22 protein-coding genes, 1 tRNA gene and 1 riboswitch are annotated in these 18748 nt (G+C 71.4%); of the genes, 7 read left to right on the top strand and 16 right to left on the bottom strand.

What is annotated here, in order from left to right:
* Positions 1 to 75: 75 nt before the first annotated feature.
* From FHP06_RS05840 to FHP06_RS05890, 11 genes are all read right to left on the bottom strand, one after another.
* Positions 76 to 1254 (bottom strand): hypothetical protein, encoded by a 1179-nt coding sequence (locus tag FHP06_RS05840; RefSeq protein WP_230973419.1) that lies wholly within the window; start codon positions 1252 to 1254, stop codon positions 76 to 78.
* Positions 1255 to 1319: 65 nt separating this feature from the next.
* Positions 1320 to 1676, bottom strand: a complete 357-nt coding sequence (locus FHP06_RS05845; protein WP_147684690.1) for a cupredoxin domain-containing protein — start codon at positions 1674 to 1676, stop codon at positions 1320 to 1322.
* Positions 1673 to 1864: a hypothetical protein gene (locus tag FHP06_RS05850; protein WP_147684692.1), complete on the bottom strand. Its 192-nt coding sequence runs from the start codon at positions 1862 to 1864 to the stop codon at positions 1673 to 1675. The genes FHP06_RS05845 and FHP06_RS05850 overlap by 4 nt, the downstream gene beginning before the upstream one ends.
* Complete coding sequence (locus tag FHP06_RS05855; RefSeq protein ID WP_147684694.1) at positions 1861 to 3705, bottom strand: hypothetical protein; 1845 nt, start codon at positions 3703 to 3705, stop codon at positions 1861 to 1863. Before FHP06_RS05855 ends, FHP06_RS05850 begins: the two co-directional genes overlap by 4 nt.
* Positions 3706 to 3795: 90 nt before the next feature.
* Positions 3796 to 3996: a cold-shock protein gene (locus FHP06_RS05860; RefSeq protein WP_147684696.1), complete on the bottom strand. Its 201-nt coding sequence runs from the start codon at positions 3994 to 3996 to the stop codon at positions 3796 to 3798.
* A gap of 66 nt (positions 3997 to 4062) precedes the next feature.
* Entirely contained in the window at positions 4063 to 4338 is a 276-nt protein-coding gene (locus tag FHP06_RS05865) for a MoaD/ThiS family protein (RefSeq protein WP_147684698.1), read from the bottom strand.
* A 15-nt stretch (positions 4339 to 4353) separates the two neighbouring features.
* A complete protein-coding gene (thrC, locus tag FHP06_RS05870; protein WP_147684700.1) occupies positions 4354 to 5622 on the bottom strand; it encodes a threonine synthase in 1269 nt (422 codons plus the stop codon).
* Positions 5623 to 5632: 10 nt separating this feature from the next.
* Positions 5633 to 5744, bottom strand: a riboswitch (SAM riboswitch).
* A 45-nt stretch (positions 5745 to 5789) separates the two neighbouring features.
* The gene (locus tag FHP06_RS05875; protein WP_147684701.1) at positions 5790 to 6227 is read right to left on the bottom strand and encodes a hypothetical protein; all 438 of its coding nucleotides are present in this window, start codon (positions 6225 to 6227) and stop codon (positions 5790 to 5792) included.
* Positions 6228 to 6229: 2 nt separating this feature from the next.
* The gene (otsB, locus tag FHP06_RS05880) at positions 6230 to 7036 is read right to left on the bottom strand and encodes a trehalose-phosphatase (RefSeq protein WP_147684703.1); all 807 of its coding nucleotides are present in this window, start codon (positions 7034 to 7036) and stop codon (positions 6230 to 6232) included.
* Between the two features lie 7 nt (positions 7037 to 7043).
* Complete coding sequence (locus tag FHP06_RS05885) at positions 7044 to 7586, bottom strand: LytR C-terminal domain-containing protein (protein WP_147684705.1); 543 nt, start codon at positions 7584 to 7586, stop codon at positions 7044 to 7046.
* Positions 7587 to 7597: 11 nt separating this feature from the next.
* Positions 7598 to 7894 (bottom strand): DUF3263 domain-containing protein, encoded by a 297-nt coding sequence (locus tag FHP06_RS05890; RefSeq protein ID WP_147684707.1) that lies wholly within the window; start codon positions 7892 to 7894, stop codon positions 7598 to 7600.
* Positions 7895 to 7947: 53 nt separating this feature from the next.
* Between FHP06_RS05890 and FHP06_RS05895 the strand changes: the two genes are divergently transcribed.
* The 3 genes from FHP06_RS05895 to FHP06_RS05905 are packed head-to-tail and all read left to right on the top strand — an operon-like array spanning position 7948 to position 11085.
* Complete coding sequence (locus FHP06_RS05895) at positions 7948 to 8943, top strand: Gfo/Idh/MocA family protein (RefSeq protein ID WP_147684709.1); 996 nt, start codon at positions 7948 to 7950, stop codon at positions 8941 to 8943.
* Positions 8944 to 8984: 41 nt separating this feature from the next.
* The gene (locus FHP06_RS05900; protein ID WP_147684710.1) at positions 8985 to 10415 is read left to right on the top strand and encodes an alpha,alpha-trehalose-phosphate synthase (UDP-forming); all 1431 of its coding nucleotides are present in this window, start codon (positions 8985 to 8987) and stop codon (positions 10413 to 10415) included.
* 40 nt (positions 10416 to 10455) lie between these two features.
* Positions 10456 to 11085, top strand: coding sequence for a hemerythrin domain-containing protein (locus tag FHP06_RS05905; protein WP_147684712.1), 630 nt, complete (start codon positions 10456 to 10458; stop codon positions 11083 to 11085).
* Here the strand turns inward: FHP06_RS05905 and FHP06_RS05910 are convergent.
* Positions 11082 to 12293: an MFS transporter gene (locus FHP06_RS05910; RefSeq protein ID WP_147684714.1), complete on the bottom strand. Its 1212-nt coding sequence runs from the start codon at positions 12291 to 12293 to the stop codon at positions 11082 to 11084. The genes FHP06_RS05905 and FHP06_RS05910 overlap by 4 nt on opposite strands.
* Positions 12294 to 12313: 20 nt before the next feature.
* Here FHP06_RS05910 and FHP06_RS05915 point away from each other — a divergent pair, with 20 nt between their 5' ends.
* Complete coding sequence (locus FHP06_RS05915) at positions 12314 to 12988, top strand: uracil-DNA glycosylase (RefSeq protein WP_147684715.1); 675 nt, start codon at positions 12314 to 12316, stop codon at positions 12986 to 12988.
* On the opposite strand, the gene FHP06_RS05920 is transcribed toward FHP06_RS05915, so the two are convergent.
* On the bottom strand, positions 12985 to 13503 hold the full coding sequence (locus FHP06_RS05920; protein WP_147684717.1) for a hypothetical protein: 519 nt from the start codon (positions 13501 to 13503) through the stop codon (positions 12985 to 12987). The two genes, FHP06_RS05915 and FHP06_RS05920, sit on opposite strands and share 4 nt — an antisense overlap.
* A 34-nt stretch (positions 13504 to 13537) precedes the next feature.
* Here FHP06_RS05920 and FHP06_RS05925 point away from each other — a divergent pair, with 34 nt between their 5' ends.
* Entirely contained in the window at positions 13538 to 14662 is a 1125-nt protein-coding gene (locus FHP06_RS05925; protein WP_147684719.1) for an AI-2E family transporter, read from the top strand.
* Here the strand turns inward: FHP06_RS05925 and FHP06_RS05930 are convergent.
* The 3 genes from FHP06_RS05930 to FHP06_RS05940 form a co-directional block, all read right to left on the bottom strand.
* The gene (locus tag FHP06_RS05930; protein ID WP_147684721.1) at positions 14659 to 15228 is read right to left on the bottom strand and encodes a TIGR03086 family metal-binding protein; all 570 of its coding nucleotides are present in this window, start codon (positions 15226 to 15228) and stop codon (positions 14659 to 14661) included. The genes FHP06_RS05925 and FHP06_RS05930 overlap by 4 nt on opposite strands.
* A 20-nt stretch (positions 15229 to 15248) precedes the next feature.
* The gene (locus FHP06_RS05935; RefSeq protein WP_147684723.1) at positions 15249 to 16055 is read right to left on the bottom strand and encodes an adenylate/guanylate cyclase domain-containing protein; all 807 of its coding nucleotides are present in this window, start codon (positions 16053 to 16055) and stop codon (positions 15249 to 15251) included.
* Between the two features lie 82 nt (positions 16056 to 16137).
* Positions 16138 to 16208 (bottom strand) — tRNA-Thr (locus FHP06_RS05940).
* A 72-nt stretch (positions 16209 to 16280) separates the two neighbouring features.
* Here FHP06_RS05940 and FHP06_RS05945 point away from each other — a divergent pair.
* Together FHP06_RS05945 and FHP06_RS05950 are read left to right on the top strand one after the other, a co-directional pair.
* Positions 16281 to 17444: an amino acid deaminase/aldolase gene (locus FHP06_RS05945; RefSeq protein ID WP_147684725.1), complete on the top strand. Its 1164-nt coding sequence runs from the start codon at positions 16281 to 16283 to the stop codon at positions 17442 to 17444.
* Positions 17441 to 18736 (top strand): D-arabinono-1,4-lactone oxidase, encoded by a 1296-nt coding sequence (locus FHP06_RS05950; protein WP_147684726.1) that lies wholly within the window; start codon positions 17441 to 17443, stop codon positions 18734 to 18736. The genes FHP06_RS05945 and FHP06_RS05950 overlap by 4 nt, the downstream gene beginning before the upstream one ends.
* The last annotated feature ends 12 nt before the right edge of the window (positions 18737 to 18748 follow it).

An 18748-nucleotide genomic window follows, 5' to 3' on the forward strand; every position in this document is an offset into this window, starting at 1 on the left:
CCGGTTCTGGGTGGGACCAATGGACTTAGCACTCTCACTATACGAGTGCTAACCAAGGTCGTTCAACGGGGTCTCCTACACCGAGAAGAGCAGGAAGAGCCCGGTGAAGGTGTAGCCGACCATCAGCACGAGCATCGCGAGCTGGCCGGTGAGCCGGTGCGCGCGCGGCAGCACGATCAGCGCCCGGTCGTGCGCGGCGACGACGGCCAGGACGTGGCCGGCGACGACGAAGCCGACCTTGAGCGCGGCGAGTGTCGAGGTGTGCGTGGACAGCACGTAGGTGACGTCGGGCTCGGAGCCAACGAGCGCGTGGGCGACGCCCTGACCCTTCTCGACCAGGTAGGTCAGGTAGTGCGCGAAGACGTAGCCGATGACGATCGGCACGAGCGAGTGCGCGAGCCGGCCCGGCAGGCGGGAACGCTCCTCGGCGGTCACGCCGCCGGTGGCTCGCGACGCCGCCTGGAACAGCAGGGCCACGACGGCGCAGAAGCCGATGAGGGTCAGCGTGTGCTGGACGCTGGACAGCGACTTCTGCTGCCAGAACGACGACGCCGAGAAGCTGTCGTACGCGGTGGAGCCCAGCAGCGTCCCGAGGAGTGCGACGAGCCCGGGGTGGACGGGAACACGTGGCAGGGTGCGGAGCGGGTTGTGCAGCGTCCAACGACCGTCGGCCACGAACGGCGACAGGTGCGCCACGATGCCGGAGTAGACGTCGAGCGGGTCGCCGCGGTCGTACCAGCGCGGGCCGAGCACGATGCCGGCGACGACCGTGACCACCGCGTAGACCGCCACCCAGGTGCGGACGGCGCCGACCGAGCCGGGGTCCGGCGAGGCCAGCTCCAGCCACACGAACGCGAAGACCCCCGCCACCGCCGGCCAGTAGCCGAGCCACGCCGGGTACTCGACGAATCCGTCCGGGCGACCGGTCAGCCGGCCCACGACGGCCTGGATGGTCCGCCACGGCGACAGGTCGCGCCACACGTGTCCGGCCAGGATGGCGAGCGGCACGAGGCCGACCCACACGTAGATGTAGAAGGCGCCGAGACCGCCGTTGGCCGCGTCGTCCGGGCCCAGGTAGAGCACCCCGAGCCACCAGGCGGCGACGACGAGGCCGATCGACGAGAGCCAAGCCCGCCGTCGCGGAAGGGGTTCCGGGCCCTGGGCGGAATCGGACACTGCCTCGAAGCGCGGCTCCTTCCACGCCAGCGCGAGGACCCCGAACGAGATCGTCAGGGCCCAGGAGGCACCGACCATGGCGTACAGGAACGGGATCGGCAGGTCGGTCGACCCGCCGAGCCCGTGGGTCTGGAGCCCGCTGATCAGGGCTTCACCACGAGCTGGACGATCGTGGCCTCGAGGTGGTGCGCCTCGACGGCGACCTGGCCGGGCGTCTCGATCGTGAACGACTCCTCGACGTCGTCACCCGGCTTCACCTCGTACTCGTGCTCAGGCTCGGAGTGGACGTGGATCTCCTCGTCGGTGTCCGACGTGATGTGCAGCGTGACCTTCTGACCGACCTTCACGTCGACGCGGTCGCCCTGCGGCGTGACCTTGCCGTCCTTGATCGCGATGTCGACGGTCACCGGTCCGTCCGACGAGCCCGACGACCCTCCGTCGGAGCTGCCACACCCGGTCAGCACCAGCGCTGCCGCGCAGGCGGCGATCAACGTCCTCATGCGTCGTCCTCTCCGTCGTCGTCCTTCTCGAAGGCTCGCTCGATCAGGTCGCGCTCCTCCGCCTCGTCGCGCCGGTCCTTGCGCGCGATGTACAGCACGACGCCCACGACCACCACGGCCGGCACCAGGGCGGGGATCGCCAGGAGGGCCGCGTGGTGAGCGAGCAGCTGCTCTCCGGCCGGGGTCATGAGGTCAGCGTAGGTGCGTCCCCGCTGCTCCTCTCGCGGGCATGATGCTCGCCGATGCTGCGCGAGACGCGTGCGACGGCTACCGAGATGCCGGCGAGGATCGCCAGGCTGCACAGCAGCACGATGATGTTGGCCAGGGTCCACAGCCACGCCGGGGCGTCGTCGGTGCGCTCGCGCTGGAGGATGTCGATCTCCGGCACGAAGTCGCGCGTCATCTCGGCCTGGACCGGGACCTCCTTGGCGCCGAGCTCCGGGTCCTTCGGCAGGAAGATCGGCGCGGCGGTGAGCATCCGGCCGTCCTGGACGCGCACGAGCGTCTTCCAGTTGTTCCCGACCGGGACCGGGCGCGTGGTCTCCCACGTGTTGTCACCGGTGCGCTTCAGCTCCTGGGTGACGACGCCGGAGACGTCCCGGCGACCGCCCTGCCACGCGGTCAGCTGCACCCACGTCGGGTGGTCGTCGACCAGGTCGGCGGGGCTGACGCTGATCTTCGCCATGATCTGCGGGTCGCGCTCGGTGCCGACCTGCGTGGTGGTGATCGTGGCCTTCGCGTCGTCGGGGACGGTGGCGTAAAGGCCGTTGCCGACGGCGGCGGCCGTCACCAGGATCGTGCCGGTGACGATGATCCGTCCCGCGGTGCGCGTCGGGGCGCGCCCCTCGAGGCCGAGGTAGAACAGTGCGCCGCAGAGGCCGGTGCCGACGGCGACCGGGATGGTCATCGCGAGCGACTCGAGCCAGACGTCCTGGTGCCACGGGAACGGGAAGACGAGGTCGGTCCAGAACAGCTCGATGACGCTGCCGACGGTGGCGATCAGCAGGCCGCCGACCGCACCGAACGCGAGCGGCTTGTCCTTCAGCCTCGTGAACGCCAGCAGCTCGATCAGGACCGCGCTGCCGATGTAGAGCGGGAACACGTGGTGCGACTGCCCGAAGACGTCGCTCACGACGAACGAGACGATGCCGCGCACGATGACGAAGAACCCGGCGGCGAAGACGGCCGCGCCCGGACCCGCGTACAGACGGGCCGCCACGAGGGCGAGGGCCGCGGCGCCGGCGATCATCATCGGCTCGAGCACCATGCGGAACTGGGCCACGCCGAAGTCGAACTCGGCCTGGAACACCGACAGACCGATCAGCAGGCCGCCGAACGCCATGGACAGCGACAGCTTGTGGAAGAAGTGCGACCCCATCGAGTGCTCCGCGGTGGTCCACTCCTTCGAGAACTCCGCCTCGCGGTGCAGCAGGATGATGCCAGCGGTGGAGAGGCCTGCACCGCCGATCAGCATCAGGTGCGTGGGACCCCACAGCGTGACGTCCTGGCCGAACAGCCGGTGCCAGACGTCGTCGAGCGGGAAGCCGATCAGGGCGTAGAGGCCGCAGGCGGCGATGAAGATGCCGCTGACCGGCGCGTACCACTGACGGGTGATGCGGACCGAGGCGATGCCCGGCTTCTCGCCGTCGCGCGGGTACACGATGGCGGACATGCCGGCGACGAACAGCGCGAAGAGTCCGTAGAGGATCAGGTAGTGCGCTGGGTTCGCCAGCGGGCCGGCGTCGCGGCCGCGGCCGGCGTGGTAGCTGACGTCCCACATGAAGCCGAGCAGCGCGACGATCAGCGAGCTCGCGACGAACAGCTCGGGGATGGACGCCCAGCCGGGCTCGTTGGTGCGCCCGCGGAGTCGCTCGCCGGCGCGCTGGAACCACTCGATGCGGTGGGTGCGGTGCGCCCAGGCGATGTACAGGAGGATCGCGGTCACGACGGCTGCGCCGACCGTCAGGCCGATGACCTGGTCGAGCGCCGCTCCGCCGGCGGGCGCTGAGCCCGTAGCCGTGATGAACATACTGACAGCATGTCGTCGGCTATGTGCCATCGCAAGTGATGGATGGCGTGTGCTGTAACACAGTGTTACAGCACGTCACGACGGGCGGACCTACTGGCCGAGAACCTCGTGCGCCTCGCGACCCTTGGGACCGTCGACGACCTCGAACTCCACGGCCTGGCCGTCCTCGAGGGTCTTGTAGCCCTCGGACTTGATCTTCGACCAGTGCACGAACACGTCGTCCTGGCCCTCGACCTCGATGAACCCGTAGCCCTTGTCGGCGTTGAACCACTTGACGGTGCCTTGCACCATGCCGTTACTCCACTCGTTGCTGCAGAAGACCCGCGCGGCCTCTTCCTGGGGTGAGACTACCCGCCCTCAGCCACCTGCCACTGCGGGGATGATGCTCACCTGGGTCCCCTCCGGGGTGGGGGTGTCCAGACCGGACGCGAAGCGCACGTCCTCCTCCGCGACGTAGATGTTCACGAAGCGGCGCAGCGCCCCCTGCTCGTCGACGACGCGGGCCTTGATGCCGGGGTGGTTCGACTCCAGGGAGTCGAGGACCTCCGACAGCGTGGAGCCCTCGGCGCTCACCTGGGACTGGTCTCCGGTGTAGGTGCGGAGGATGGTCGGGATGCGGACCGAGACGGCCATGAGTGTCCTTCTCTCCTAGATCAGGTTCGCAGCGACGAACGCGTCGTACGTGGGGGCGATGGTGGCGGCCGGGCCGACGCGGTCGCTGACCGCGTCGAGGGTCTTGAGGCCGTGGCCGGTGTTGATCACGACGGTCTCGAGGTCGGGGTCGAGCTGGCCGGTCTCGGTGAGCTTCTTCAGCACACCGACCGTGGTGCCGCCGGCGGTCTCGGTGAAGATGCCCTCGGTGCGGGCGAGCAGCACGATCGCGTCACGGACCTCGTCGTCGCTGATGTCCTCGACCGTGCCGCCGGTGGCCCGGCAGATGTCGAGCACGTAGATGCCGTCGGCGGGGTTGCCGATGGCCAGCGACTTGGCGATCGTGTCGGGCTTGACCGGGCGGATGGCGTCGACGCCGTCCTTGTAGGCGGTGGCGACCGGTGAGCAGCCGGTGGCCTGGGCGCCGAAGACCTTGTACGGCTTGGCCTCGACGAGGCCGAGCGCGACGAGCTCCTGGAACGCCTTGTGCACCTTGGTGAGCTGCGAGCCCGACGCCACCGGGATGACGATCTGGTCCGGCAGGCGCCAGCCGAGCTGCTCGGCGATCTCGTAGCCGAGCGTCTTGGAGCCCTCGGCGTAGAACGGGCGGACGTTGACGTTGACGAACGCCCAGCCCTCCTCCTCGCCGGCGATCTCGCTGGCCAGCTTGTTGACGTCGTCGTAGGTGCCGTCGACGGCCACGAGGTTCTCGGTGTAGATCGCGGAGTTGACCTGCTTCGGCGTCTCCAGGTCGCTCGGGATGAAGACGACGGTCTTGATGCCCGCGCGAGCACCGGCCGCGGCGACGGCGTTGGCGAGGTTGCCGGTGGACGGGCACGCGAACACCCGGGCGTTCAGCTCGCGGGCGGCGCTCAGGGCGCACGCGACGACGCGGTCCTTGAAGGAGTTCGTGGGGTTGGTGCTGTCGTCCTTGACCCACAGCTTGGCGATGCCCAGCTCGGCGCCGAGGTTCTTCGCCTCCAGCAGGCGGGTGAAGCCGGGCTCGAGGTTCGGGCTCTGCTCGATGTCGTCGGGCACGGGCAGCAGCGCCTTGTAACGCCAGATGTTGCGGGGGCCCGCCTCGATCTGCTCGCGGGTGACGGTGCCGAAGTCGTAGCCGATCTCGAGCGGGCCGAAGCACTCGTGGCAGACGTAGTGGGGGCCGAGCTCGCGCTCCGTGCCGCACTCGCGACAGACGAGCGAACGCGCGGGGCCGAAGGCGCCGTCGCGGAGGGTGCCGACCGAATCTGGGGCCGTGATGGTCACGGGACCTCCTGGGTCATCTTTCCCGGGTCGACTCTCGCCCGGGACGGAAGGAGCACCTGGCTCAGTCGAGCTGGTTGCTGGGGTTTCGTCGGGCCGTGTCCCTCTACCCCTCGTGATGAGTGGGTCCAGCCTACGGGGGCGTCTCACGATGCGTCCACTTTGTCCGCTCAGTGAGACGGTCGTGACCACCTCGTGGACGGCGGCCGGTAACCCCCGTCGGACAGGCTGGCCAGCCGCTCGAACGGGTTGTACGACGAGTGGTCGCCCGCGACGGCGTACGAGAACAGCACGGCGAGGAAGTACAGCGGGAGCATGGGCGTCCCGACGAGGAACGCGTACTGCGTGCAGTGCCGGTCCTCGTGCTGCAGGAGCAGGGGGCGCTCGCCCAGCCAGTCGACGTCGTGCCGGCTGAGGATGACCGAGCCGATGGTGAACGCGCCCGCCTTGGGGAATCGCCAGCGGTAGCCGCTCGCGAGGTAGGTGCCCCGCCCACGCCGCTGGACGGTGGCGCCGCCGATCCAGGCGATCAACAGCCCGAGCGGCGTGCTCAGGTTGAGCCAGTTGAGGACGGTCCGCACCCGCGTCCAGGGCGTGCTCGGCAGCATGGTCAGGCGCCGAGGTCGTCGGCGAGGCTGCCGAGCCACGCAGCCACGGCGTCGGGGCCGTCGAGCACGAGGTCGGCACGCGCGACGAGCGCGTCCTGCTCGGCCGAGGCCGACGCGATCAGCAGACCGCCCCGTCCGTCGGCACGCATGCGGTCGACGGCGTCGAAGGCCGGGAGGTCGCCGAGGTCGTCGCCGGCGAAGATCACGTAGCGCGCGGACATCGCGTCCGCCACCTCCTGCAGCACCTGGCCCTTGTCGTGACCGGGCGCGCGCAGCTCGAGCACCTGGCGGCCGGGCTCGACCGTCAGCCCGTGCTCGCCGGCCAATGCCGTCAGCGGCTCGGTGAGCTCGTCGATCAGCCCGGGCTCGAGCCCACGGGTGTGGAGGACGACCGCGAGGCCCTTGTCCTCGAGCCGCACCTCGCCGGCGCCGCGCTCGGCCAGCCAGCCGGGCAGCAGGGCGACCACCTCGCGCACCGCAGGCGGCGGGTCGGGCACCTCCACCTCACCGGTCTCGGCTTCCCAGCGCTCCGCGCCGTACTGCCCGCACACGAGCATCCGCTCGAGTCCGGGCCGGCCGGCGAACCCGCCGAGCTCGATCGCCTGCCGGACCGGTCGACCGGTGATGACGGCGATGCGGCCGAGCGTGCTGCCCAGCCGGGCCAGGGCGTCGACCGCGTGGGTGTGCGCGAACGCGAGCTCCGGGTCGTCCACGACGTGGGCCAGGGTGCCGTCGAAGTCGAGAGCGAGGAGCGTGCCGGACGGATCGGCGACCACGGCGGACCGGGCTGCCGCGGGGCTCCCTGACATGGTCAGATCATGGCAGGCGGTGCAGGACGACCGTCAGCCGCACCGTGCTCATGCCGTTGGTGCTCGGCAGCACCGCGTCGATGCCGAGGTCCTTCGCCAGGAGCCGCGCCTCGGCCTCGTGGCCCGCCGGGAAGTGGACGGTGTTGGCCGTGGACCCGGTGGTCCAGTTGCCGACGGCTCCGACGGTCCAGCCGGCCTGCTCGACGCGCTCGGCGACCTGCCGGGCCAGGCCGGTGGTGCCCGACGCGTTCAGCACCGACACCGCGATGCCCGAGCGGTCGGCCTCGGGGGTCGGCGTCGGCGTGGGTGTCTCCGACGGCGTGGGAGTGGGAGTGGGGGTCGGCGTCGGCGTGGGACTGGCGGACGGCGACGCCGTGCTGTCGGTGGGACCGCCGTAGCTGGCCGGCATCCCGTCGTCGTCGCCACCGCCAGAGAGCGCGACCCAGGCCAGACCGATCACGCCCAGCACGCAGGCCGCCGCCACGACGGAGAGGACCCATCCCGGCAGGACGTACGCCCTGCGGCTCGGCGTCCTGCGGTGATCGACCACCGGGTGCCTCGTCAGAGATCGATGCCCAGGCGCCGGGCGGACCGGTTGCGCTGCCGCTGCGCCCTCAGCCGACGCAGTCGCTTGACGAGCAGGGGATCGAAGGCCAGCGCGTCGTCACGGTCGATGAGGGCGTTGAGCACCTGGTAGTACCGCGTGGACGACATGTCGAACTTGTCGCGGATGGCCTGCTCCTTGGCGCCGGCGTACTGCCACCACAGGCGCTCGAGCGCGAGGATCTCGCGGTCGCGCTCGCTGAGGGACGAGGCGGCGGCCGACGGGCCGTGGCTCGGCTGCTCCGCTGCGCTCATGTCGTTGATCCTACGGTACGAATGACACCGATGTCATTTGGTTGGATGGGTCCATGTCGCCCGTGTCCTCCCCCACCATTCGCTGGGGAATCCTCGCCACCGGCCGGATCGCTCACTCCTTCGCGTCCGACCTCGCCCTCGTGGAGGGCAACGAGCTGGTGGCCGTCGGGTCGCGCAGCACGGACTCCGCGCGCCAGTTCTCGGAGCAGTATTTCACCCCTGAACGGGCGGTCCACGCGCACGGTGACTACGCGGACCTCGCCGCCGACCCGGACGTCGACGTCGTCTACGTCGCGTCGCCGCACGGACGCCACGAGGCCGACGCGATGCTGTGCCTCGAGGCCGGCAAGGCCGTGCTCTGCGAGAAGCCGCTGACGCTGGACACGTCGAGCAGCGGGCACCTGATCGAGGAGGCGCACCGGCGCGGCCTGTTCTTCGCCGAGGCCATGTGGATGCGCGCCAACCCGAACATCCGTGCGGCCGTCGCGATGGCGCACGACGGCGCCTGCGGCCGCATCGCCCAGGTGCGGGCCGAGCTCGGGATGGTCGCCGACCCCGACGTCGACCGGATGTGGGAGCCCGCCCTCGGCGCCAGCGCCCTGCTCGACGTCGGCATCTATCCGCTGACGTTCGCGCACCTCGTGCTCGGCGAGCCCGACGCGGTGGTCGCGGCGGGCACGATGCACGAGCGCGGCTTCGACGTGAGCGGCGGCGCCGTCCTGACGTATCCGGGCGGCGCGGTGGCCGACGTCGCGTGGACCCAGGTGGCGCACTCGGACAACCGCGCGTCCATCGCCGGCGACGTCGGGCGCATCGAGATCGCTCCGCGCTTCCACGAGGGACGGTCGTTCACCCTCGCGTCGGGCGGCAGCGTGCACGAGTTCGCCGACCCGGTGACCGGCCGGGGCTACGCGCACGAGATCGCGGAGGTCGCGGCGTGCCTGCGGGCCGGCAGCACGACGTCCGACGTGCTGCCTCCGGACGGGACGCTCGCGGTGATGCGGGTGATGGACGAGATCCGGTCCCAGCTCGGCGTCTCGTACACGTAGACAACCTGCTCGGTCACGGAGGCGCTACTACCCTGGGACCCATGGCGGGATCCCTGGCTGAGTTCGTGGTGATCGCGAACCGCCTGCCCGTGGACCGGTTCATCGAGCCCGGCGGTGGCACCACCTGGCGCACGTCCCCCGGCGGCCTGGTCACCGCGCTCGAGCCGGTCATGCGGCGCAAGGGCGGCGCGTGGATCGGCTGGCACGGCGCGCCCGACGAGAAGCTCAAGCCGTTCGACCACGACGGGGTCCGCCTCGTCCCGGTGCCGCTGTCCGGCCAGGAGGTGCGCGAGTACTACGAGGGCTTCTCCAACGGGACGCTCTGGCCGCTCTACCATGACGTCATCGCGCCGCCGGAGTTCCACCGCGAGTGGTGGGACTCGTACGTCACCGTGAACCGGCGCTTCGCCGAGAAGGCCGCTCGCGTCGCCCGGCGCAACGCCACCGTGTGGGTGCAGGACTACCAGCTCCAGCTGGTGCCGGCGATGCTCCGCGACCTGCGGCCCGACCTGCGCATCGGCTTCTTCCTGCACATCCCGTTCCCGCCGCGCGAGCTGTTCTCGCAGCTGCCGTGGCGACGGCAGATCCTCGAGGGCCTCATGGGAGCAGACCTCGTCGGGTTCCAGCTGCCGGGAGCTGCACAGAACTTCGTGCGCCTGGTCCGCGAGCGCGTGGGGCACAAGACGCACCGCGACACCGTCTACCTGCCCGACGGCCGCACCGTGCTGGCGCGCTCCTACCCCATCTCCATCGACGCCGCCGGGTTCGAGGAGCTGGCCCGCACCGACGCGGTCGAGGCGCGGGCCAAGGAGATCCGCCAGAGCCTCGGCGACCCGAAGCACGTCCTCCTCGGGATCGACCGGCTCGACTACACGAAGGGCCTGCGCCAGCGCCTCCGCGCGTTCGGCGAGCTCATCACCGAAGGTTCCGTCGACGTGGACGACGCCGTGTTCGTCCAGGTGGCCACGCCGTCACGCGAGCGCGTCGACCAGTACCGGCTGCTCCGCGACGACATCGACCGGCTCGTCGGCCGGATCAACGGCGACGTCGGCCGCATCGGGCAGCAGCCGATCACGTACCTGCACGCGTCGTACCCGCGCGAGGAGATGGCTGCGCTCTACCGCGCCGCGGACGTCATGGTCGTCACGCCCCTGCGCGACGGCATGAACCTGGTGGCCAAGGAGTACGTCGCCTGCCGCTACGACGACTGCGGATCGCTGGTGCTCAGCGAGTTCGCCGGCGCCGCGGCCGAGCTGCGGTCGGCGTACCGCGTCAACCCGTACGACATCAACGGGGTGAAGACCGCGCTGCTCGACGCCATGCGTGCCGACGACCGTGAGACCGCGCGGCGGATGAAGGCGATGCGCAAGCACGTCCTCGAGCACGACATCGACCACTGGGCGTCGGCGTTCATCGACGAGCTCACCGCGAGCCGCGAGAAGCACGGGAAGCGGACCCGACCGGTCGGCTGAAACGTGTACACGTGTCGGCGCGTCGGCGCAGGATGCAGGTATGACTGAGCACCGGACACTGAACACCGTCATCCACGCGGCGTTCCGGCGAGACCTGAAGCGGCTCGACGACGCCCTGGGATCGTTCGACGGCTCCCGCCCGCGCGCGGACGCCCTCGGCCGCGCCTGGGACAACTACGCCACGCAGCTGCACCAGCACCACCAGGACGAGGAGACGATCTTCTGGCCGGCCTTCGTGTCCCTCGGCGTCGACCGGGAGCTCATGGCGTCGCTCGAGGGTGAGCACGACGCCATGACCCGCGCGCTCGAGGAGGCCGAGTCGGCGATGGCCGCCTTCCACGCGGACCCCACGGAGGTGCAGGCCGCCACGGCGCGCGGGAGGATCCAGACACTGCACGACGTCCTCGACGCGCACCTCGAGCACGAGGAGCGCGACCTCGAGCCGTGGGCCGCCCAGCAGATGGAGACCTCGGAGGTCAAGGCGGCGGCCAAGGCGGTGCGCAAGGCGCACCAGGGCGGCGCCGGCACGTTCATGGCGTGGCTCCAGGACGGGGCCGACGCGGACGCCATCGCGTTCATGCGCAAGGAGATCCCGCCGCCCGTGCTGTTCATGATCACCAGGCTCGGCGGCCGCCAGTACCGGCGCGACGTCGCGTCGGTCTGGTCCTAGGCCGCGGGACGGGCGTCCCGCAGGAGCCGCTGGGAGGCGGCGCCCATCGCGACGGCGAGCCCGGCGGCGGTCACCGTGACGGCGAAGGCCGGCGTGTGCGAGTCGGCGACGTCCGCGAGCCGTCCGGCGATCGACGAGCCGAGCGCGTAGCCGACGCCCGTCGCGCCCGCGAGCATCGTCATGGCCGTGCCCACGCGGTCGGTCGGCACGAGGAACGCGGCCAGGGCGAAGTTGCTGATCATGTAGGGCGCGACCGCGAAGCCGAGCAGGGCGATGACGCCGATGAGCGGACCGATCGAGTCGACCAGGAGCAGCGGCGCCGACAGCACGAGCAGCCCGACGGCCGAGACGAGCATCCGTGTCGCGTACAGGACGCGCTCGGGCAGGGCGGTGACGGCGAGGCCGGCCATGACGCTGCCGACGCCGAGCGTCGCGTGGATGACGCCGGCGAGACCCGGCTGGCCCTCGGACGTCGCGAGGACGGTCGACCCCGTCTGCGTGCCGCCGAACACCATGCCGACCCACACCTGAGCGAGCACCAGCACGACGAACGCCCCGCTGAGCAGACGTCCGGGCACCTGGCCCGGGATGCGCTCACTGCCGGTGAGCGCGGCGGTCGGGTGGACCGCGAAGCCGGTGCCGGCCACGGCCAGCACCACGGCCGCACAGATCAGCGCCCCCGAGGGATTCGCGATCACGGCGAGCACCCCGACGAGGGCCGGGCCGAGCACGAACGACGCCTCGTCGGCCGCGCCCTCGTAGGAGAACGCGGCGTCGAGCAGGCGGGGGCGGTCGTCGGCGTCGCGGACGATCGGGCCCCAGCGCACCCGGGCCAGCGGGCCGATCTGCGGGATGGCGAGGCCGGCCAGCGCGGAGACGGCGATGATGACCGGCGCGGCGAGGTCGGCGTGCGTGACCTCGACGACCGCGAGGAGCCCGGCCGCACCGGCGATGGACTGCACGATCACGACCGGCCGCTGACCGATCCGGTCCGCCAGGCCGCCCGCGAAGGGCGCGCCCAGTGCGTTGGCCACCGCGAGCGCACCGGCCGCCGCGCCACCGAGGGCGTAGCGATCCGTCTGCGTGCTCACCAGGATCAGCGTGCCGAGCTGGCTCATCGCCAGCGGGATGCGCCCGAGGAAGGCCACCACGATGTAGGCGGGGCCGACGGTGCGCAACAGGGTGCGGTAGGAGGTGAGGGCGGACACGACTGAGGCAGTCTAGGGCCATGGTTGAGCTCTCGACGCTGATGGCGCCGGACTGGGCGGAGGCCCTCGAGCCGGTGCGGGACGACATCGAGAGGGCCGGGCAGTTCCTGCGTGCCGAGATCGCGGCCGGCCGGTCGTACCTGCCGGCGGGTGACCGCATCCTCCGGGCGTTCGCCGAGCCGATGGCGGACGTGCGCGTGCTCATCACCGGTCAGGACCCGTACCCCACGCCCGGGCACTCGGTGGGGCTGTCGTTCTCGGTGGCGCCCGACGTGCGCCCGCTGCCCCGCAGCCTGGTGAACATCTACACCGAGCTGACCGCCGACCTCGGCATCGAGCCGTGCCCGCACGGCGACCTCACCGCGTGGTCGCAGCAGGGCGTGCTGCTGCTCAACCGCGTCCTCACCGTGCGTGCCGGCGCCCCCGCGAGCCACCGCGGCCAGGGCTGGGAGGCGGTCACGGAGCAGGCCATCCGCGCGCTCGTCGCCCGGCAGCAGCCGCTGGTCGCGATCCTGTGGGGCCGCGACGCGCAGAGCCTCAAGCCGATGCTCGGCGACGCGCCGACCATCGAGAGCGCGCACCCGAGCCCGCTGTCCGCCTCACGCGGGTTCTTCGGGTCGCGGCCGTTCAGCCGGGCCAACGCTCTGCTGGAGCAGCAAGGGGCGGACCCGATCGACTGGTCCCTGCCGCGCTAGTCGGCGCAGGCCCGCTCGGCCAGCTTCCGGAACTCCGCGTCGGAGTGCCGGGTCAGCGACCCGTCCTCCTCGTAGCCGGCGTAGAAGCCGCCCGGCGTCATGGTGGAGAGCGCGTCGCCGCTGACGTAGACCGGGGCGGCCTCCTTGCCGTCCTTGCCGGAGCCCGACGCGGTGACGATGTAGCCGGTGCCGCGCTCCAGCCGGGTCGGGGTGCCCGGGCGCCAGCCGGGTCCGGGCTCGTCGAGGCTCAGCGTGACGCGACCGGTCTGCGGGTCCGCCGACCGGTAGCGGGCGACGAGCGGGTTGTCCTCGGTCTCGCTCAGTCCTTCGCGATCCCGGACGATCTCGATGGTGTCGACCTCGTCGCGGCAGACCTCCGTCACGACGGACAGGTGCCCGGCGTCATCCACCACGAGTGCGGTGGCCCCCGCGCCCGGGCCGACGTCGACGGCGTTGCCGCAGCCTGCGACCGCCGCGACGAGCAGCAGAGCTGCCACACCACGCCACGAGGTCACCCGGCTCAGCCTAGGGCGCCACTAGGCTGCCACCGTGAGTGAACCCCTCGACCGCGACCGCGCCACCGTCATCGACGACGGCCTGGCCGGGCTGCAGCGCTGGGCGTGGCGCCTGATCGTGATCGCCGCGGGCTGCGTCGTGCTGGGGTGGGTCGTCGGGAAGCTCTGGATGGTGCTTCTGCCGGTCACCCTGGCGCTGATCGTGTCCACGGTGCTCGGGCCGCCCGCCGCGTGGCTGCGCAGCAAGGGCTGGCCGGACGCCCTGGCCGCCGCCACGGTGCTGCTCGGGTTCATCGCCCTCGTCGTCGGACTCATCGCGGTCCTGACGCCCCAGGTCGCCGGTCAGGCGTCCGAGCTGGCCGACAGCGCGTCCGACGGCCTGCAGAAGGTGCGCGACTGGCTCACGGACGGGCCGCTCGACCTCTCGAACGGACAGATCGACCGCGGGATCGAGGCGGTGCAGGACCGGCTCAAGCACAGTGCGTCGACCATCAGCTCCGGCGTCGCCACGACGATCGGCGCGGCCATGTCGGCCGTCATCAACTTGGTGCTGGTGCTGATGCTGACGTTCTTCTTCGTCAAGGACGGGCACAAGTTCCTGCCGTGGGTCCAGACCCTCGGCGGCCGCCGCGCCGGTGAGCACACGGTCGAGGTCCTCAGCCGGGCCTGGAGCACGCTGGGCGGGTTCATCCGGACGCAGACGCTCGTCGCCCTCATCGATGCCGTCATCATCGGCGCCGGACTGGCGATCCTCGGCGTCCCGCTGGCCGTGCCGCTGGCCGTCCTGACGTTCTTCGGCGGCTACATCCCGATCATCGGTGCGTTCGTCAGCGGCGCCCTGGCGGTGCTCGTGACGCTGGTGACCAACAGCCCGCGCGACGCCCTGATCGCGATGCTCATCGTCATCGGCGTCCAGCAGCTCGAGGGCAACGTCCTGTCGCCGTACCTGCAGGGCAAGAACCTCAACCTGCACGCGGCCGTGGTGCTGCTGTCGGTGACCGCCGGCGGCACCCTGTTCGGCGTGACCGGCGCGTTCCTCGCGGTGCCCGTCGCCGCCACCACCGCGGAGGTCCTCCGCTACGTCAACGAGCGCATCGACGAGGCGGTCGGCCCGTTGGCCCCGCCCGAGGACGACGACGGGGCCGAGGCCACCGCCTAGGCGCTCCAGTTCGCGTCGCGCCCGAACGCGGCGAGCAGGTCGGCCTGTGGGTCGCCGCCGGAGTCCGGACGCGGGGCGATGGCTCCGCCCGCGCGCCACATCTCCTCCTGCGGGGCGAACCACGGCCCGACCGCGGCCACCAGGTCCGGGTCCATCGTGCGGTCGGCACCGATCGCCGCGGCGAGGTCCCAGCCGTGGACCAGCTGGTCCGCCGTCACCTGCATGGCGTACTCCTCCAACGGCGTCGGGCCGAAGGACAGGTGGACGGTCGGGGCCTCCGGCGCGCGCTCGTCGACGGCGTCGGCCGCCTCGGCGGCCGCGGACCGTGCCGCGCCCTTCGGGTCGTCGCCGAGCAGGTCGCCGTCGAGCGACGTGCCGACCTCCTCGATCGTCGCGCCGTCAGCGAGCGGGCGCACCCAGCGCTGCTCGTTCACGACGTGCTGGACCAGGGCTCGGACGTCCCAGTCCTCGCACGGCGTGGGCAGGCCCCACTGGTCGTCCCCGATCTGTTGCACGGTCGCCGCGAACTTCTCGGCGGCCCGTCGATGCAGCGCTTGGACGTCCATGGCGCCACCTTCCTCTCGGTTCAGCCGGTTCCGGCCGCGCTCAGGTCGAGGACGCGGGCGGGCTCCGGCTCCTGCTTGCCCTTCAGCTCGAAGACGGCCGGCGTGGCGCCGGCCGGTGGGTGAGCGAGCCGCCCGAACAGCCGCTCCGACATCACGACCTGGCCGCCCTCCGCCTTCGCCAGGAGCCGTGACGCGGTGTTGACGACGTCGCCGAGGGCGGTGAAGTCCTTCACGTCGCCGGACCCGACGTTGCCCACGTAGGCGCGGCCGACGTCGATCCCGACGGCGAGGTTGAGCCACTGGTCGGACGTGCCGTAGCCGACGGCCGTCAGGAGGGCCGCCGCGTCGCGCGTGAGGTGGTCGGCCCAGTGCTCACCGAGGGTGAACGGGACGTACAGCGCCATGACCTCGTCGCCGACCAGCTTGTCGATGATCGCCGACTGCATCAGCACGTCGGTGGCGGCCGCGTAGAAGCGGTTCATCAGCTGCGCGACGTCCTCGGGTGCCATCTTCTCGGTCATGGCCGTGTAGCCGCGGACGTCGGCGAAGAGCACCCCGATCTCGAGCTCGACGCCGCCCATCGGCGCCTTCTCGAAGCACGTGTTGCAGATCGTCGGGTTCTTGCGGGACGGCCCGAACCCGAACCGGCGCATGATGGCCCCGCCGCCCCCGCCGAACGGCGCCCTGCACATCCGGCAGCGCGGCTCCGACGGCAGCATGCGCATCGTCCGCGCGAAGATCTGGTTCCGGTGCGACGCCATCTGCTCGGTGAAGAACGCGACGTCGGCCGGGTCGCCGACGAGGTCCGGGAGCGGACGCCGCTTCATGGCCGAAGCGTACTGCCGTCACGACGGTGCGAAGACGGTCCGAAAGATGTCGGATCCGTGACGTCCAGCAAGTCGACACCTGAGCCGGAGGCGGGAATCGAACCCGCGACGGCAGATTACAAGGCTGCTGCGTTACCACTACGCCACTCCGGCCTGCTCCGCAGAGCAGCGACGCCATCGTACGCGGCAGGCTCGGCACGCCCTTGGCTGCGCCATACTGTCCGGATGCCAGAGCCGTTCGACCGTCTTCTCGACGCGACCGCGGAGTGCGAGGCGCCGCTGGCGATCGTCGACGAGACGGCGCTGTGGGCGAACGCCGACGACATCGTGCGACGGGCGGGCGGCAAGCCGGTGCGGGTGGCGTCGAAGTCGGTGCGGGTGCGCTCGATCATCGAGCGGACGCTGCAGCGGCCGGGGTTCGCCGGCGTGATGTCGTACTCGCTGCTGGAGTCCATCTGGCTCGCCGACCTCGGCGTCGACGACATCCTGCTGGCGTACCCGACGGCGTCGGCGCGCGGTCTCCGCAACCTGGTCAAGGACGACCGGCGCCTCGCCACCATCACCCTGATGATCGACTCGGTCGAGTCGCTCGACCTCGTCGACCGGCTGATCGGCAACGACCACCCGACGATCGGCGTCTGCCTCGACGTCGACGCGTCGCTGCGGATCGGCCCCGTGCACCTCGGCGTCCGCCGCTCCCCCGTGCACACGCCGGACGAGGCCGCCGCCATCGCCCGCGCGGTGGCCGACCGTCCCGGGTTCGAGCTGCGCGGCGTGATGTTCTACGACGCCCAGATCGCCGGGCTGCCCGACTCGTCCCCGGCGGTGCGGCTGGTGAAGCGCCGCTCCGCCGCCGAGCTCAACGGCCGTCGCTCCGCCGTGCTCGACGCCGTCCGCCAGCACGCCGACCTCCGCCTGGTGAACGGCGGCGGCACCGGCAGCCTCGAGGTCACCGGCGCCGACCCGGCCGTCACCGAGCTCACCGCCGGCTCCGGCCTGTTCACCCCGACCCTCTTCGACGGCTACGACGCCTTCGAGGCGCGCCCCGCCGCGTACTTCGCCCTCGACGTCGTGCGCCGCCCGGCCGACGACATCGCGACGTTGTTCAGCGGCGGCTACATCGCGTCCGGCCCCACCAACAAGAACCGCCAGCCCACGCCGACCTACCCGGACGGCCTCTCCCTGATCGGCACCGAGGGCGGCGGCGAGGTGCAGACCCCGGTCCAGGGCGCGGCGGCCCGCGACCTGCGGCTCGGCGACCGCGTCCTGCTGCGCTACGCGAAGGCCGGTGAGATGTGCGAGCGCTTCGACGACGTCACGCTCGTGCGCGACGACGGAAGCATCGAGACCGTCCCCACGTACCGAGGCGAAGGGAAGAACTTCGGATGACCGAACGGTGGAGCACCTGGTCGGGCAGCGCGACGTCCCATCCCGTGCGGCTGCTGCACCCGGCGTCGACGGCCGAGGTGGTCGAGGCGGTCCGTGCGGCGCGGGCCGAGGGCCTGCCGGTGAAGGCCTACGGCGCCGGGCACTCGTTCACGCCCATCGCGGCCACCGACGGCGTCATGCTGCGGCTCGACCGGATGAACCACCTCCTCGCCCACGACACGGCGTCCGGGCAGGTGCGGGTCCAGGCAGGCATGTCGCTGCACGAGCTCAACCCGCAGCTCGACGCCATCGGCCTGGCGCTGCCGAACCTGGGTGACGTCGACCCGCAGTCGGTGGCCGGCGCGGTCTCCACCGGCACCCACGGCACGGGCGCGACGCTGCACGGCATCGCCGCCACGGTGATCGGCGTGCAGCTCGTCACCGCTGAGGGCGACGTCGTGGAGATCGACGAGTCGCACCCGTGGTTCGGCGCCGCGCGGATCTCGCTCGGCGCGCTCGGCATCGTCACCGAGCTGACGCTGCAGTGCGTCCCGGCGTTCCTGCTGCACGCGCGCGAGGAGCCGATGCCGCTGCCGGAGGTGCTCGAGCGCCTGCCCGAGCTGCTCCAGAACCACGACCACATGGAGTTCTACTGGTTCCCGCACACCGAGAAGGCGCTGCTCAAGCGGAACGACCGCGTCCCGCCCGGCACCGAGCGCGAGCCGGTCGGCCGGATCCGCCACCTCGTCGACGACGAGCTGCTCAGCAACGGCGCGTTCGAGCTCGTCAACCGCGTCGCCGCCCGTCGCCCTTCGTGGATCCCTCGGATCAACCAGTGGTCCGGCTCGGCGCTGTCGGCCCGTGAGTACATCGACCGCTCCTACGAGGTGTTCGTCTCGCCGCGCCGCGTCCGCTTCCGGGAGTCCGAGTTCGCGATGCCCCGCGCGGCGCTGCCAGACGTGATCCGCGAGCTCCAGGCCTGGTTCGACGCCGGGCACGAGGCGATCTCGTTCCCGATCGAGGTCCGGTTCACCGCGGCCGACGACGTCTGGATGTCCACGGGTCACGAGCGCGACAACTGCTACGTCGCCGTGCACCAGTACCACCGCACCGACCCGACGGCGTACTTCGCCGCCGCGCAGGACGTCTTCACCGCGCACGAGGGCCGTCCGCACTGGGGCAAGATGCACACGCTCGGCGCCGACTACCTCTCCCAGCGGTACGCGCGGTTCGACGACTTCGTGGCCGTCCGCGACGAGGCCGACCCGCGCCGCACGTTCAGCAACGCCTACCTGGACCGCGTGCTGGGCTGAGGGCTCTAGGTT

The sequence above is a fragment of the Aeromicrobium terrae genome (assembly GCF_008039565.1).
Classification (GTDB): domain Bacteria; phylum Actinomycetota; class Actinomycetes; order Propionibacteriales; family Nocardioidaceae; genus Aeromicrobium; species Aeromicrobium terrae.